Source organism: Streptomyces sp. NBC_01241 (assembly GCF_041435435.1).
GTDB lineage: Bacteria > Actinomycetota > Actinomycetes > Streptomycetales > Streptomycetaceae > Streptomyces.
The window spans coordinates 5500741-5516096 of the sequence record NZ_CP108494.1 but is presented as its reverse complement, the minus strand read 5'-3'; the positions used below and the strand labels follow the sequence as shown (position 1 = coordinate 5516096).

General features: G+C 69.9%; 11 protein-coding genes. 9 read left to right on the top strand and 2 right to left on the bottom strand.

Features of this window, described 5'->3' with window-relative positions; all coding sequences use genetic code 11:
- Window positions 1-18: 18 nt before the first annotated feature.
- Window positions 19-1548: a ricin-type beta-trefoil lectin domain protein gene (locus OG306_RS24855; RefSeq protein ID WP_266748283.1), complete on the bottom strand. Its 1530-nt coding sequence runs from the start codon at window positions 1546-1548 to the stop codon at window positions 19-21.
- A 107-nt stretch (window positions 1549-1655) separates the two neighbouring features.
- On the opposite strand from OG306_RS24855, the gene OG306_RS24850 reads away from it, so the two are divergent.
- The 4 genes from OG306_RS24850 (at window position 1656) to OG306_RS24835 (ending at window position 7806) form a co-directional block, all read left to right on the top strand.
- Window positions 1656-3080 (top strand): class II fumarate hydratase, encoded by a 1425-nt coding sequence (locus OG306_RS24850; protein ID WP_266748282.1) that lies wholly within the window; start codon window positions 1656-1658, stop codon window positions 3078-3080.
- 44 nt (window positions 3081-3124) lie between these two features.
- On the top strand, window positions 3125-3832 hold the full coding sequence (gene fomD / locus OG306_RS24845) for a cytidylyl-2-hydroxypropylphosphonate hydrolase (RefSeq protein ID WP_266748281.1): 708 nt from the start codon (window positions 3125-3127) through the stop codon (window positions 3830-3832).
- Window positions 3833-4203: 371 nt separating this feature from the next.
- Window positions 4204-6189 (top strand): SpoIIE family protein phosphatase, encoded by a 1986-nt coding sequence (locus OG306_RS24840; RefSeq protein WP_266748280.1) that lies wholly within the window; start codon window positions 4204-4206, stop codon window positions 6187-6189.
- Window positions 6190-6348: 159 nt separating this feature from the next.
- Entirely contained in the window at window positions 6349-7806 is a 1458-nt protein-coding gene (locus OG306_RS24835) for a catalase (protein ID WP_266752402.1), read from the top strand.
- Window positions 7807-7887: 81 nt separating this feature from the next.
- Here OG306_RS24835 and OG306_RS24830 read toward each other — a convergent pair whose 3' ends face one another.
- Window positions 7888-10125, bottom strand: a complete 2238-nt coding sequence (locus OG306_RS24830) for a transglycosylase domain-containing protein (protein WP_266748279.1) — start codon at window positions 10123-10125, stop codon at window positions 7888-7890.
- A 241-nt stretch (window positions 10126-10366) separates the two neighbouring features.
- Between OG306_RS24830 and OG306_RS24825 the strand changes: the two genes are divergently transcribed.
- The 5 genes from OG306_RS24825 (at window position 10367) to OG306_RS24805 (ending at window position 15312) form a co-directional block, all read left to right on the top strand.
- Window positions 10367-11338, top strand: coding sequence for an SPFH domain-containing protein (locus tag OG306_RS24825; RefSeq protein WP_266748278.1), 972 nt, complete (start codon window positions 10367-10369; stop codon window positions 11336-11338).
- Between the two features lie 10 nt (window positions 11339-11348).
- Complete coding sequence (locus tag OG306_RS24820; protein ID WP_266748277.1) at window positions 11349-11594, top strand: hypothetical protein; 246 nt, start codon at window positions 11349-11351, stop codon at window positions 11592-11594.
- A gap of 102 nt (window positions 11595-11696) precedes the next feature.
- On the top strand, window positions 11697-12221 hold the full coding sequence (locus OG306_RS24815; protein WP_266748276.1) for a PadR family transcriptional regulator: 525 nt from the start codon (window positions 11697-11699) through the stop codon (window positions 12219-12221).
- Window positions 12218-12904 carry an ABC transporter ATP-binding protein gene (locus OG306_RS24810; protein WP_266748275.1) on the top strand — a complete coding sequence of 229 codons (687 nt, stop codon included), beginning with the start codon at window positions 12218-12220 and terminating at the stop codon, window positions 12902-12904. The genes OG306_RS24815 and OG306_RS24810 overlap by 4 nt, the downstream gene beginning before the upstream one ends.
- Window positions 12901-15312 (top strand): ABC transporter permease, encoded by a 2412-nt coding sequence (locus tag OG306_RS24805; RefSeq protein ID WP_371665622.1) that lies wholly within the window; start codon window positions 12901-12903, stop codon window positions 15310-15312. Before OG306_RS24810 ends, OG306_RS24805 begins: the two co-directional genes overlap by 4 nt.
- Window positions 15313-15356 lie beyond the last annotated feature (44 nt).

Here is a 15356-nt window from a genome sequence, read left to right as displayed (position 1 = left end):
CCGTTCCGTATGACGCAGTTACGCGAATCGCTGGTTCGCGCCGCCGTCGCAGTTCTGCAGCTTGAGCGGGTCCTTGGCCGCCGCGAGCGTCAGACACAGTCCGGTCGAGGCCGCCGGGCGTATCGTGCCCGACTGCTTGACGAACTGCTGGTTGGCCGCACCCGAGCAGTTCCACAGGATGAGCGTGGCGCCCGCCTTGTAGTCCGCGCCCGGCACGTCCAGGCACCGGTCGTGACTCAGTTCCGTACGGATGGTCTTCGTGCCGGAGTCGTACCACCAGCCCTGGTTGCGGCCGCCGTGGCAGTCCCAGCCGCCGATCTGTGTGTTGTTGCGGGTCACCGAGGCGGGAACGTCCACGCAGGTGCCCGTGGCCTCGTTCTTCAGGGGCTTGAAGGCGTCGTCCCATGCCGTGGCCTGGAGCACCGGCTGTCCGGTGCTGGCCGGGTCGGCGCAGCCCGCCTCGCGCAGGGAGGAGTTGTAGATCTGGGTGAGGCAGGAGGCGAAGGCGGCGTGGCCGCGCGCGTTCGGGTGGAAGGACTGCCGGACGGAGTTGGAGTCCGGCGGGAAGTTCGACAGGTCGATGTAGAGGCCGCGGGCCCAGGTGTCGTCGCTGCAGACCTCGTGACCGTGGAAGAGCCGGGAGTTGTCGAGGTAGACGGCCCCGGTGTCGGCGGCGGCCTTGCGCATGCCGCGTTCGAAGGCGGGCACCGCGACGTTACGGCCCCAGGCGGCGTCGGAGTCGTATCCGGCGCAGCCGCCGGGAAGCTTGCCGGGGAAGTTCGGGTTGTCGTAGAAGTCCGGGCCGATCGGGCTCGGGTAGCCCATGACGACGAGCTTGTAGTCGCCGTTGCCGTAGCCGGCGTCGGACATGACGGTCCTCAGATCGCGCACCGTCTTCTCGACCTTGGGGACGAGTCCGTCGACGCGCGCCTGCCAGCCGCCCTCGTACTTCGGCTGGCAGGTGCCCTGGGAGAGCACCCAGCGCGTGACGCAGTCCGTCATGACCGGGCCGAACTGGAGGTCGTCATTGGCGCCCGCGACCAGCACGATCATCTTGATGCGGGTGTTGCGGGCCTTGATGGCGAGGTTGTCGCTCTGCACGAGTTCGTCGGCGTACTGCTTCGATCCGCCGATCACGATGTTGCCGGTATACGCGCCGGAGCAGGAGACGTTGTACGTGACGTCGGCCGGGATTCCGGTGCGGTGGATGGCGGAGTCGGGCGAGCGGTGGCACCAGTTGTCGGGGCCGTTGGTGCCCGCCTCGTACGTGCCGACGCCCTCGCCGGAGATCTCGCTGTCGCCGAGCGAGATCAGTCCCGTCTTGCGGTCGGCGAGCGGGCGCTCGGCCGGGTCGCCGTACAGCCGGGTGGCTTCGGCGGCGCGGATGGTCTCCAGCTCGGGCGACAGGGGGGTGGATGCGGTAGTGGTGGTAGCGGACCGGTCCGCCGCGCCGGCCGGTCCCGCGGCGGCGGCCATACCGCCGAGTGCCGCCGCCATGGCCGCGGCGGCCGCGACCGTACAGCGGAGTCTGTGCTTCGTGCGCCTCATTCAATCTCCCCGGGTTTGTGGTTACCCCCGGTATTTACTGGTCGGTAGGCGACTTGGGAATAGACAGAACAAGACAAGTGCTCAACTTTTTCAGGAGGTTGCACCCCATGGACGAGTCACAGTTCGGTCCGCAGTACCCCACAGGAGTTACGTATTTCCGCGTCGAGCACGACTCGATGGGCGAGGTGAGGGTGCCCGTGGACGCCAAGTGGCGGGCCCAGACGCAGCGCGCGGTGGAGAATTTCCCGATCTCCGGGCAGCGCCTGGAGCGGGCCCACATCGAGGCCCTGGCCCGGATCAAGGCGGCCGCGGCCAAAGTGAACGCCGAGCTGAACGTGCTCGACCCGGACATCGCCCTGGCCATCCAGGAGGCCGCCGAGGAGGTCGCCGAAGGGCGCTGGGACGCGCAGTTCCCGATCGACATCTTCCAGACCGGATCCGGCACCTCGTCCAACATGAACACCAACGAGGTCGTGGCCACCCTCGCCACCGAGCGCCTGGGCCGCGAGGTCCACCCGAACGACCACGTCAACGCCTCGCAGTCGTCCAACGACGTCTTCCCGTCGTCCATCCACATCGCCGCGACCGCCGCCGTCACCGGCGAGCTGATCCCGGCGCTGGACCATCTGGCCGCCGCGCTGGAGCGCAAGTCCGCCGAGTTCGCGACGGTCGTGAAGGCGGGCCGTACGCACCTGATGGACGCCACGCCCGTGACCCTGGGCCAGGAGTTCGGCGGCTACGCGGCGCAGATCCGGTACGGCATCGAGCGGCTGCGCGTCTCCCTCCCGCGCCTCGCCGAACTACCGCTGGGCGGTACGGCCGTCGGTACCGGCATCAACACCCCGCCCCGCTTCTCCGCCGCCGTCATCGCCGAGGTCGCCCGCGTCACCGGGCTGCCGCTCACCGAGGCCAGGGACCACTTCGAGGCACAGGGCGCGCGGGACGGGCTCGTCGAGACGTCCGGCCAGCTCCGTACCCTCGCCGTCTCGCTCACCAAGATCTCCAACGATCTGCGCTGGATGGCGTCCGGACCCCGCACCGGTCTGGCCGAGATCAGCCTGCCCGATCTCCAGCCGGGCTCGTCGATCATGCCGGGGAAGGTGAATCCGGTCATTCCCGAGGCCGTCCTGATGGTCGCGGCCCAGGTGATGGGCAACGACCAGACGGTCGCCGTCGCGGGCGCGGCGGGCAACTTCGAACTGAATGTGATGCTTCCGGTCATCGCGAAGAATCTCCTGGAGTCGGTACGGCTGCTGACCCATGCCTCCCGGCTGCTCGCGGACCGCACGATCGACGGGATCACCGCGAACGTGGAGCGGGCCAGGGAGTACGCCGAGTCCTCACCGTCCGTCGTCACCCCGCTGAACAAGTACATCGGGTACGAGGAGGCGGCGAAGGTCGCCAAGAGGTCCCTCGCGGAACGCCGGACGATCCGCGAAGTGGTGCTGGACTCGGGATATGTCGAGCGCGGCGACCTCACCGTGAAGCAGCTCGACGAGGCGCTGGACGTCTTGCGCATGACCCGCCCGTGACACGCATCGCAGCGAAGGGGCCGCGGCATCTCTAAGATCTGCCCATGGCAGGTACGGAGTACATCGAGCGCGTCGGGCACTGGGCTCCGGGCGAGCAGATCCTGTGGCGTTATCGCGGCAACGGCCCGCTGCCCGGGGAAGCCGCGCCGGGCCCCGCCCCGTGCCCGGTCCACATCTGCCGGCCCGTCACCGTCGTGCAGGACACCGACGAGTTGCTCGCCGTGTGGGTCGCGCCCGGCACCGAGTGCGTGAAGCCGGTACTGGCCGACGGCACCGAGGTGCACGACGAGCCGCTCGCCACCCGCTACACCGCCCCGCGCACCACCGCCCGCTCGGCCTGGCTCGGCAACGGCGTGCTGAAGCTCGCCCGTCCCGGTGATCCCTGGTCGGTGTGGCTGTTCTGGGATCCCGGCTGGAGATTCCGCAGCTGGTACGTGAACCTGGAGGAACCCCGCACCCGCTGGGCGGGCGGCGTCGACTCCGAGGATCACTTTCTCGACATCTCCGTCTACCCGGACCACAGCTGGGTCTGGCGCGACGAGGACGAGTTCGCCCAGGCGCAGCGGGTCGGTCTGCTGGCCCCGCGGACCGCTCAACGGGTGCGGGAGGCGGGCCGCGCGGCCGTCGAGGTCATCCGGGACTGGGGCGCGCCGTTCCGGGACGGCTGGGAGAACTGGCGGCCCGATCCGCAGTGGCGCGTTCCGGCGCTCCCGGATGACTGGGACCGTACCCCCTCCCCCATGGCCTCGTGAGACCCTTGATGCACCCCAGGGGGGCAAACGTAGGATCGTGCTCCGGAGGGGCGTGCCAATCCAACCTGCGGGCGGGGCACCGGACCTGACCGTAAGTCATCGCACGAGCAACACGCACTGCATGAGCTGTATGAGCCACATCAGTCGTATGAATCGTATGAGCCACTACGAGGGGGTGGAGACGTGTTCACTGTCGCCTGCCCCATCATCGGAAACGTTGTCGGCGAATCACCCTGCGGGCATCCGGTTTCGGCCCCTCTTTCGGGGACATCCGGTGACAGCCGTTGTTATCGCTGCTCCCGTCGGGGCACAGTAGCGCCCCACGAGGTGATTGCCTCATACAACCGGCCCGGACGGACGGAACCCCACGCGTGACGGAGCATCCCACCTCCCACGAAGGCCGGCAGCCTCTCGCCGCCCGGTCGCAGGAACGCACCCGGCCGCGGCAGCAGGATGCCGCGTCGGCCGCTTCTCCTGCCACCGCCGCGATTCCCGGCCCCGCCACGGCGCCGGGCGCCGGAGCGAATCCGGCGGCAGTCGCGGCTTCCGCTGCGCCCGCGGCTTCTGCGCCTCCGGCGGCTTCGGCGGCTCCCGCCGCGAACCCCGGCCCCGCAGGGCTCGACCCCCAGGCACCGGCCCGTCGCGAGGGCGACCGGCTGCGTTTCGTGGGGGCGGCCACCCGGCGGATCGCCCGCGGCATAGACCTGGACGAGATCGTGCTCGGCCTGTGCCGGGCCAGCGTGCCGACGTTCTCCGACGCCATACTGGTCTACCTCCGCGACCCGCTCCCGGTCGGCGACGAGCGGCCGGTCTCCCCTTTCGTGCTGCGGCTGCGCCGGTCCGACCGGCTGCGGCTGAACGAGGAGGAGGCAGGGACCTCGTCCGAGATCGAACGCCTGCGGCTGCCCGCCATCGATCCGCACGGCGATCTGCCGCCCGCGGCCGAGCTGTGCGAGGTCCGCTCGGGCGGCGCGCTCACCGAGGTGCTGCGCGGGGTGCGGCCGGTCTTCGGGGACTCCGCGGCAGCCCGCGCCGCGCTGCCCGAACTGCTCGGCGCCGGCCGGGCCGTACCCACCGGACACCGTGCGATCCTCGCTCCGCTGCGCGGCCGGCAGCGGGTGATCGGCGCCGCCGTCTTCCTGCGCGGGACCGAACGGCCGCCCTTCGAGGCCAATGACCTGCTGGTCGCCGCCCAGTTGGCGACGCACACCGCGCTCGGCATCGACAAGGCCATGCTGTACGGCCGCGAGGCGTACATCGCCGACGAGCTCCAGCGCACCATGCTGCCCGACTCGCTGCCGCAGCCGACCGGCGTCCGGCTCGCCTCCCGCTATCTCCCGGCCGCCGAGACGGCCCGGGTCGGCGGCGACTGGTACGACGCGATCCCGCTGCCCGGGAGCAGGGTCGCCCTGGTCGTCGGGGACGTCATGGGCCACTCCATGACGTCGGCAGCGATCATGGGCCAGCTGCGCACCACCGCGCAGACCCTCGCCGGGCTCGACCTGCCGCCGCAGGAGGTGCTGCACCACCTCGACGAGCAGGCGCAGCGGCTCGGCAGCGACCGCATGGCGACGTGCCTCTACGCGGTCTACGACCCCGTCGCACACCGCATCACCATCGCCAACGCCGGGCATCCGCCGCCCGTCCTGCTCCACCTGGGCGGTCGCGCGGAGGTGCTGCGGGTGCCGCCCGGCGCCCCGATCGGCGTCGGCGGGGTGGACTTCGAGGCCGTCGAGCTGGACGCGCCCGCGGGCGCCACGCTGCTGCTGTACACCGACGGTCTGGTGGAGTCCCGGCTGCGGGACGTCTGGACCGGGATCGAGATGCTGCGCGAACGGCTCGCCGCCACCGCCCGGCTGACGGGCCCGGACCACTCGCCGCCGCTGGAGGCGCTGTGCGACGACGTCCTGGACATGCTCGGCCCCGGTGACCGGGACGACGACATCGCGCTGCTCGCCGCCCGGTTCGACGGGATCGCGCCGAGTGATGTCGCGTACTGGCACCTGGAACCGGAGGAAACCGCTCCGGGGCGGGCCCGCAGGCTGGCCCGCCGGGCGCTGAGCCGCTGGGGGCTCGACGATCTCTCCGACTCAGTGGAGCTGCTGGTCAGCGAGGTGGTGACCAACGCCGTGCGCTACGCGGAGCGGCCGGTGACGCTGCGGCTGCTGCGTACCGACATCCTGCGCTGCGAGGTCGGCGACGACGCCCCGCAGCTGCCCCGGCAGCGCCGGGCCCGGGACATGGACGAGGGTGGCCGCGGCCTGTTCCTCGTGAACCGGCTGGCCCGGCGGTGGGGGGCCACGCGGCTGTCCACGGGCAAGGTCGTCTGGTTCGAGATGCCGGTCCGGGGCCAGTAGAAGAGGCGGGGAGAAGGGGCCGGACCGGGCACGGGCAGGAGCCCTGCACGGACGGTAGCCAAATGTTGCCGACCTCCTGTCGGCGGAGTTGACTTCAGTCGTGAACGAGACGACCTGACCGAAACCCCCACCGACGGGAGGACGCTCGTGCCTGAGGAAATGAAGACCAAGAACACCCCCTACACCACGAACAACGCCGGTAACCCGGTGGAGAGCGACGAACACTCGCTCACCGTCGGATCCGACGGACCGATCCTGCTCCAGGACCACTACCTCATCGAGAAGATGGCCCAGTTCAACCGTGAACGGGTCCCCGAGCGCGTGGTCCACGCCAAGGGCTCCGGCGCCTACGGCTTCTTCAAGGTGACCAACGACGTCAGCCAGTTCACCAAGGCCGACCTCTTCCAACCGGGCAAGCAGACCGCCATGCTCGCCCGCTTCTCCACGGTCGCCGGCGAACAGGGCTCCCCCGACACCTGGCGCGACCCCCGTGGGTTCGCTCTGAAGTTCTACACGGAGCACGGCAACTACGACATGGTCGGCAACAACACGCCGATCTTCTTCGTGCGCGACCCGATGAAGTTCCAGGACTTCATCCGTTCGCAGAAGCGCCGCCCGGACAGCGCGATGCGCGACCACGACATGCAGTGGGACTTCTGGACGCTCTCCCCCGAGTCCGCGCACATGGTGACGTGGCTCATGGGCGACCGGGGCATCCCGAAAACGTACCGCAACATGAACGGCTACAGCTCGCACACCTATATGTGGGTGAATGCCGGCGGCGAGAAGTTCTGGGTCAAGTACCGCTTCAAGACCGACCAGGGCATCGACTTCTACCCGCAGGCCGAGGCCGACGAGGTGGCGGGCATCGACGGCGATGTCCACCGCCGCGACCTCTTCGAGTCGATCAAGCGCGGTGACCACCCGAGCTGGACGCTGTACGTCCAGATCATGCCGTTCGAGGACGCCCCGGACTACCGGTTCAACCCGTTCGACCTCACGAAGGTGTGGCCGCACGGCGACTACCCGGAGATCGAAGTCGGGCGGATGACGCTCAACGAGAACCCGGAGGACTTCTTCGTCCACATCGAGCAGGCGTCGTTCGAGCCGTCGAACCTGGTGCCCGGCATCGGCCCGTCGCCCGACAAGATGCTGCTCGGCCGGCTTTTCTCGTACCCGGACACCCACCGGTACCGGATCGGCCCGAACTACGCGCAGCTGCCCCCGAACCGTCCGCGGTTCGGCCGGAACTCGTACGCGAAGGACGGCCCCATGCGGTACGAGCCGACGCGTACGGGAGCGGTCTACGCACCGAACTCGTACGGCGGTCCGGCGGCGGACACCGAGCGCTTCGGCGACCCTGCGGGCTGGGCCACGGCGGGCGAGATGGTGCACGAGGCGTACAAGCTGCACCGCGAGGACGACGACTGGGGCCAGGCGGGCACGATGGTGCGCAAGGTCCTGGACGACGCGGCCCGCGATCGGCTGGTGTCGAACATTTCCGGCCATCTGCTGGACGGGGTGAGCGCCCCGGTCCTGAAGCGGGCGCTGCAGTACTGGCGCAACGTGGACAAGGACCTCGGCGACCGGATCGCCCAGAAGGTCAACGGCGGCTGACCCCGTCGTACGGCAACACACGCGTCAGGGGCGGTGCCGGCCGGCACCGCCCCTGACGCACGCGTTCACTGCCTCACACGTTCACTGCCCGGCCGGGTTGTTGTTGGCCTGGTTGTTGCCCGGCCATCCGGAGCTCAGTCCGTCGCCCGGCGGGATCGGGGTCTCGCTCGGCAGCGGCACGTCCGGCGACTGGCTCGGCGGCGGCTCGGGCGACTGGCTGGCCGACTCGCTGGGCGGGGCGCTCGGGCTCTGCACCGGCGGGGTCGACGGCTGGGACGACGACGGGGCGGGGCTCTGCGACGGCGAGGTGGTCGTCGACGGGCTGGCCGGTACGGTGACCTCGCCGTGCTCGACGTCCTGCAGATCGAACCGCGCGGTGGAGCCGCCGCCCAGTGCGCCGAGGGTGTAGTCCGCCCAGATCTGCGCCGGGAAGCCGCCACCGTTGGCGCGGCCGGAGTTGGCGGTACCGGTCAGGCTGACCTGGGCGCCGCCCTTGTTGGGTGACTCGCCGAACAGCGCGACGACGGTGGTGAGCTCCGGGGTGTAGCCCGCGAAGAGGGCCGCCTTGTTCTCCTCGGCGGTGCCCGTCTTGCCCGCGGCCTCGTACGCCGAGGTCTTGGCCGCCTGGCCCGAGCCGCTGTCCACGACCCCCGTCAGGACGGAGGTGACGGTGTCGGCGGACTTCCGGCTGATCACCTGGCTGCCGATGCCCTTGACCGGCTCGACCGTGCGGTCGCGGTGCTTGGCGGACTTCACGATGAAGGGGGTGACCTTCTTGCCGTGGTTGTCCAGCGTGGCGTAGGCCCCCGCCATGTCCCAGGTCGAGGCGTTCATCGTGCCGAGGGTGATCGCGGGCCGCTCGGGGAAGTTCTTGTCCGGCAGCCCGAGGGCGAGCCCGGTCTCCTTCACCTTGGCGGGGCCGACGTCGACCACCATCTGCGCGAAGACGGAGTTGATCGACTTGTTCATCGCCGTCTGCACGGTGACGTTGCCGTAGCTCCGGTTGTCCTCGTTCTGCGGGTTGTACGGGGTGTCGCTGCCCACGACCGGCCGCCTGCTGGTGCCGTCGTAGCGGGTGTTGACGCCGATCAGATCGCCGTCCTGGGTCTTCGACTCGTTCTCCAGCGCGGAGGCGAACACCAGCGGCTTGAAGGTGGAGGCGGGCTGGTAGTCCCGGCGGGTGGCATTGGAGACGTAGTGCTTGACGTAGTCCACGCCGCCGTAGAGGGCGACGACGGCACCGGTCTTCGGGTCGACGGAGGTGGCACCCGCCTGGACGGTCGCGTCGACCTTGTTGTTCTTGCGGTCGAGCTTGGACTCCAGTTGGCGGTCGACCGCCTCCTCCAGCGCCTTCTGCCGCTTCTTGTCGATGTTGAGGGTGAAGGTCCAGCCGCCGGCCAGCCGCATCTCAGGGGTGACGCCCTGCTCGTTCAGCTCCTTGTTGGCCGCATCGACGAGGTATCCGGTCTGGCCCTCCATGCCGGGGGCGGGCTTGGGCTTGCCCGGGACGGGGAACTTCAGGGTGTCGCGCTCGGCCTTGTCGAGCCAGTGCATCTCGACCATGTTGTCGAGCGTGTAACCCCAGCGCTCCTTGACGAGCCTCTTGCCGGTCGCTGTCGCGGTCGCCCAGTCGTACTGGCTGGGGGCCTGGAGCGTCGCGGCGAGATAGGCGCCCTGCGAGACGTTGAGGTCCTTGGCATCGACCCCGTAGTAGGCCTGTGCGGCGGCCTGGATCCCGCTCGCGCCGCGCCCGTAGTAGGCGGTGTTGATGTATCCGGCGAGGATGTCGTCCTTGCTCGTCCTCTGGTCGACCTTGAGGGAGATCACCAGTTCCCTGAGCTTCCGGCTGATCGTCGGGTCCTGCGTCAGGTAGTAGTTCTTCACGTACTGCTGGGTGATGGTCGAGCCACCCTGCTTGCCCTTGCCGCTGAGGGTGTTGAGGAGGCCACGCGCGGTGCCCTTCAGATCGACGCCCTTGTCCTTGTAGAAGGACTTGTTCTCGGCGGCGACGAAGGTGTGCTGCACGTCCTTGGGGACCTCGGCCAGGTCCACGATCTGACGGTTGACCCCGTCACCGGTCCGGGCCAGCACGGTGCCGTCGCTGTACTGGTAGACGTTGCTCTGCCGCTCGGCCAGGGCGTTGGCCTTGGGTATGTCCACGTACATGTACAGCGCCACGAAGGCGCCCATGATCAGCAGGCAGAACCCGAAGAACGTGCCCAGCATCTTCCGCCAGGTGAAGAGTCTGCGTATGCCGCCGCTCTTCGCAGCCCGCCGCGACTCATGCCGCTGGGCTCGTCGCGCATCCGCTCGACCCATCTCTGTGTTGCTCCCGATTCTCTGCTCGACCAGATCAGCTCAGCCCAGCCAGCTAACACCGTCGGCAAGGACAAAATGCAAGCGATGCGGTCTTTTCCGGACGTGACAATCAGCACCCGTTCTCTAGGGAACCGACTCATGAGAGGCGCTCAGGGTTGCGAATCCCGGTAATGTGTAATCACATTGCTAGCACCGAGTAGTCTCCGCCGGCTACGGCCGGCCTTTCGAAACGGGGGATTCCATGCCCGACCAAGGCAATCCGTACACCGCGTCCACCCTGACCGCCGACCTCGCACCCGACGCACCACAGATGCCCGAACCGCAGGTGAGAGAGGTGACGGCGCACAGCATCCCCGGCGGCGTCGGCCTGCTGCTGACCGTGATCGGGGTGATCGCCGGCATCGGTCTGGCCATCGTCGGCGGCGTCGTCGGCTCGAACGGGAACAACGGGGTGGGTGTCCCGGTCTGCATCTTCGGGATCCTGCTCACCATCGCCTCGTTCTTCTGCATGACGGGTGTGAAGATGGTCGCACCGGGCGAGGCACGGGTGATACAGCTCTTCGGCCGGTACGTCGGCACGATCCGTACCGACGGGCTGCGCTGGATCAATCCGCTCACCAGCAGCCGGAAGATCTCCACCCGGGTCCGCAACCACGAGACCGCGGTCCTGAAGGTCAATGACGCCTACGGCAACCCGATCGAGCTCGCCGCGATCGTCGTCTGGAAGGTCGAGGACACCGCGCAGGCGCTCTTCGAGGTCGACGACTTCCTGGAGTTCGTCGCCACCCAGACCGAGGCGGCCGTCCGGCACATCGCGATCGAGTACCCGTACGACGCCCACGAGGAGGGCGGCCTCTCACTGCGCGGCAACGCGGAGGAGATCACCGAGAAGCTGGCCGTGGAACTCACCGCCCGGGTGCAGGCCGCCGGTGTGCGGATCATCGAATCGCGCTTCAGTCATCTCGCGTACGCGCCCGAGATCGCCTCCGCGATGCTCCAGCGCCAGCAGGCCGGCGCGGTGGTCGCGGCCCGGCAGCAGATCGTCGAGGGCGCGGTCGGCATGGTCGAGATGGCGCTGACCCGGATCGCCGAGCAGGACATCGTCGAGCTGGACTCGGAGCGGAAGGCGGCCATGGTCAGCAATCTGATGGTGGTGCTGTGCGGCGACCGCGCGGCGCAGCCGGTCCTCAATACGGGCAGTCTCTACCAGTGACGGAAGACCAGTGACGGAAGAGACCCCCGGGCGCAGGCCGTCGCCGCAGCGCAAGCAGATGCTGCTGCGGCTGGACCCCGCGGTGCACGACGCACTGGCCCGCTGGGCCGCCGACGAGCTGCGCAGCGCGAACGCCCAGATCGAGTTCCTGCTGCGCAGGGCGCTGGCGGAGGCGGGCCGCCTGCCGGGCGCGGCCCGCCCGATCCCGCGCCGGGGACGCCCCCCGAAGGACGGACCGGGCCCTTCCGAGGATTGAGGACCGGGGGTCCGGGGATCGGGTCCGGGATCGGGCTCCGGAGCCCGGCTCCGGGGCCGCCGGTATACACGCGATGTATACACACCATGTACAGTGCTGTGCATGTCTATCGGCCACACCTTGCTCGGGCTCCTGGAGTCCGGCCCCTGCCACGGCTACGACCTCAAGCGCGCCTTCGACGAGAGGTTCGGCCACGACCGCCCCCTGCACTACGGGCAGGTCTACTCGACGATGTCCCGGCTCCTCAAGAACGGCCTCGTCGAGGTCGATGGCGTCGAGAGCGGGGGCGGCCCCGAACGCAAGCGGTACGCCATCACCGAGGCGGGCATCACCGATGTCGGCACCTGGCTCGCGCAGCCGGAGAAGCCCGAGCCGTACCTCCAGTCGACGCTCTACACGAAGGTCGTCCTCGCCCTGCTCACCGGCCGCAGCGCCGAGGCCCTGCTGGACACCCAGCGCGCCGAGCACCTGCGTCTCATGCGCATCCTCACCGCCCGCAAGCGCAAGGGCGACCTCGCCGATCAGCTGATCTGCGACCACGCGCTCTTCCACCTCGAAGCCGATCTGCGCTGGCTGGAACTGACCGCCGCCCGGCTGGACCGGCTCGCCGCGGAGGTGCGCGCATGACCCCCGCCGGCTCCCTCCTCGTCGCCGACAGCCTGTACAAGTCGTACGGGGCGACGCCCGCGCTCGACGGCGCCTCGCTCTCCATCCACCCCGGCGAGGTCGTCGCCGTGATGGGTCCGTCCGGCTCCGGCAAGTCGACCCTGCTGCACTGCCTCGCCGGAATCGTCACCCCCGACAGGGGCACGATCACCTACGCGGGCCGCGAGCTCTCCGCAATGTCCGACGCCGAACGCAGCGCCCTGCGCCGCACCGAGTTCGGCTTCGTCTTCCAGTTCGGCCAGCTCGTCCCTGAGCTGACGTGCGTGGAGAACGTCGCCCTGCCGCTCCGGCTGAGCGGCACGAAGCGCAAGGCCGCCGAAGCCACCGCCCGCCACTGGCTGGAGCGGCTGGAGGTCGACAACGTCGCCGCCAAACGCCCCGGCGAGGTCTCCGGCGGCCAGGGCCAGCGGGTCGCGGTGGCCCGTGCGCTGGCCGCCTCCCCGAAGGTGATCTTCGCCGACGAGCCGACCGGCGCCCTGGACTCCCTCAACGGTGAGCGGGTCATGGAACTGCTCACCGAGGCGGCCAGGTCCACCCATGTCGCCGTGGTCCTGGTGACCCACGAGGCCCGGGTCGCCGCGTACTCCGACCGCGACGTCACCGTGCGCGACGGCCGGGCCCGTGACCTGGAGCACGCGCTATGACGCTGCTCGACCACAAGAACGCCCCGGCCCAGGCAGCGCCCCGCCCCACCGGACCCACCGGCTTCACCGCCCTGCTGCGCGACCTCGCCCTGGGCGTCCGGTTCGCCTCCTCCGGCGGGCGCGAGGGCTGGATCCGCACGCTGCTGACCGCCGTCGGTGTCGGCCTCGGCGTGACACTGCTGCTCGTCGCCGCGTCCGTACCGCACATGCTCGACCAGCGCTCCGCGCGCGACCAGGCCCGCTCCGAGACCGCGGTATCCGATTCGCCCGACACCGCGGCCAAGAAGTCGGACACCTCGGTGCTGCGGATCAACGCGGAGACCGAATACCGCGGCCGCACCATCGGGGGCTACCTGATGCGTGCGGACGGTACGCATCCGGTCGTCCCGCCGGGCGTCGGACGCTTCCCCGGTGCGGACGAGATGGTGGTCTCCCCCGCCCTGAAGGAACTGCTGGCCTCCCCCGAAGGCAGCCTGCTCAGGGAGCGGCTGTCGCACCGGATCACCGGCACGATCGGCGACGCGGGCCTGATCGCCCCGGGCGAGCTGCTCTTCTACATGGGCAGCGACACCCTGACCCCCGCCAACGGCGGTCACCGGATCGCCGGTTACGGCGACCCGGGCCCGCCCGAGCCCATGTCGCCGATCCTCATCGTTCTGGTCATCATGATCTGCGTCGTGCTGCTGGCGCCGGTCGCGATCTTCATCGCGACGGCCGTGCGGTTCGGCGGCGACCGCCGCGACCGCCGGCTCGCCGCGCTGCGTCTGGTCGGTGCGGACATCCGGACGACCCGCCGGATCGCGGCCGGCGAGGCGCTCTTCGGAGCGGTGCTCGGCCTGCTGTTCGGCCTCGTTTTCTTCCTGGCGGGGCGTCAGCTCATGGCCTACGTCGAGGTGTGGGACGTCAGCGCCTTCCCGGCGGACCTGGTCCCCGCACCCTGGCCGGCGGCGCTGATCGCCGTCGCGGTTCCGGTGGCGGCGGTGCTCGTCACGCTCGCCGCCCTGCGTTCCGTGGTGATCGAACCGCTCGGCGTCGTACGCAACGGCCGCGACCGCGGGCGCCGGCTCTGGTGGCGGCTGCTGGTGCCGGTCGCCGGACTGGCGGTGCTCGGGCTGACCGGCAAGGTCGGCCCGGAGTCCGAGGTCGATCCGTATCCGATCGCGGGTGGCGCCGTACTGGTCCTGTTCGGGCTCGCGCTGCTGCTGCCCTGGCTGGTCGAGGCGTGCGTGAACCGGCTGCGCGGCGGCCCGGTGCCCTGGCAGCTGGCCACCCGCAGGCTCCAGCTGAGCAGCGGGGCGGCCTCCCGCGCGGTCAGCGGCATCACGGTCGCGGTCGCCGGTGCGGTGGCGCTGCAGATGCTGTTCGCCGCGGTGGGCGACGAGTTCACCCTGATGACGGGGCAGGACACGAGGCGCGCCCAGTTTTACACGTACTCCGAAACCGTCACGGGTGACGCGGCCGCCGAGACCATCAGGAAGTTCCGCGCCACCAAGGGCGTGACCGGAGTGATCGGGATGGTCGAGACGTACGTCGTCAAGCCGGGCAAGTACAAGGGCGACGACGTCCAGCCCACCACCTCGCTGACCGTCGGGGACTGCGCCACCGTGCGCGAGATAGCCCGGGTCGACTCCTGCAAGGAGGGCGATGTGTTCGTCGTCCATCCCCCGAACGACAAGGAGATGTCCGACTGGGTGGACCAGACGGCCCGCAAGGGCAAGCCGGTCGAACTCAACTATCAGGCGGGGTCGGAAACCGGCGGGAAGTCGAAGCTGTGGACCCTGCCCGCCGACGCTCCGACCGTCGTCGCCCGCAGCGACCCGATGGGCAAGGACCACTGGGGCATCGTGGCGACCGTCGGTGCGATCGACCCGAGGACCCTGCTGCACGCGCAGACCAACGCGCAGATCCAGGTGGACCAGAGCGTCGAGGACGTCGCCGAGTACGTACGGAACACGGCGGCCGAGCTTGACCGGGGGATGCGGATCGTCACCATGACGTCGGTCGCCCGCGACCGGCAGTACGCCAGCGTGCAGTCCGGCCTCCGGGTCGGCGCGACCGCGACCCTGCTGCTGATCGCCGTGGCCATGCTGGTCTCGCAACTGGAGCAGCTGCGCGAGCGCAAGCGCCTGCTCTCGGTCCTGGTCGCCTTCGGCACCCGGCGGACCACGCTCGGCTGGTCGGTCCTCTGGCAGACCGCCGTGCCCGTGGTCATCGGCCTGGTGGTCGCGGTCGCGGGCGGCCTCGGCCTGGGCGCGGCGATGATCTGGATGATCGCCAAGGAGGTGACCAAGTGGTGGCTGTTCCTGCCGATGGTGGGGGCGGGCGCGGCCCTGATCCTGCTCGTCACCCTGCTGTCGCTGCCGCCCCTGTGGCGCATGATGCGCCCGGACGGCCTGCGCACCGAGTGACGGCGCGGTAGCCGCAAGGGGTGCGGTCCCCCCGGGGGGACCGC

Coding starts and splice junctions, on each gene's coding strand:
- OG306_RS24810 (WP_266748275.1), top strand. CDS start 12,218: ATGACCCCCGCCGGCTCCCTCCTCGTCGCCGACAGCCTGTACAAGTCG.
- OG306_RS24850 (WP_266748282.1), top strand. CDS start 1,656: ATGGACGAGTCACAGTTCGGTCCGCAGTACCCCACAGGAGTTACGTAT.
- OG306_RS24855 (WP_266748283.1), bottom strand. CDS start 1,548: ATGAGGCGCACGAAGCACAGACTCCGCTGTACGGTCGCGGCCGCCGCG.
- OG306_RS24835 (WP_266752402.1), top strand. CDS start 6,349: ATGAAGACCAAGAACACCCCCTACACCACGAACAACGCCGGTAACCCG.
- OG306_RS24815 (WP_266748276.1), top strand. CDS start 11,697: ATGTCTATCGGCCACACCTTGCTCGGGCTCCTGGAGTCCGGCCCCTGC.
- OG306_RS24805 (WP_371665622.1), top strand. CDS start 12,901: ATGACGCTGCTCGACCACAAGAACGCCCCGGCCCAGGCAGCGCCCCGC.
- fomD (WP_266748281.1), top strand. CDS start 3,125: ATGGCAGGTACGGAGTACATCGAGCGCGTCGGGCACTGGGCTCCGGGC.
- OG306_RS24830 (WP_266748279.1), bottom strand. CDS start 10,125: ATGGGTCGAGCGGATGCGCGACGAGCCCAGCGGCATGAGTCGCGGCGG.
- OG306_RS24825 (WP_266748278.1), top strand. CDS start 10,367: ATGCCCGACCAAGGCAATCCGTACACCGCGTCCACCCTGACCGCCGAC.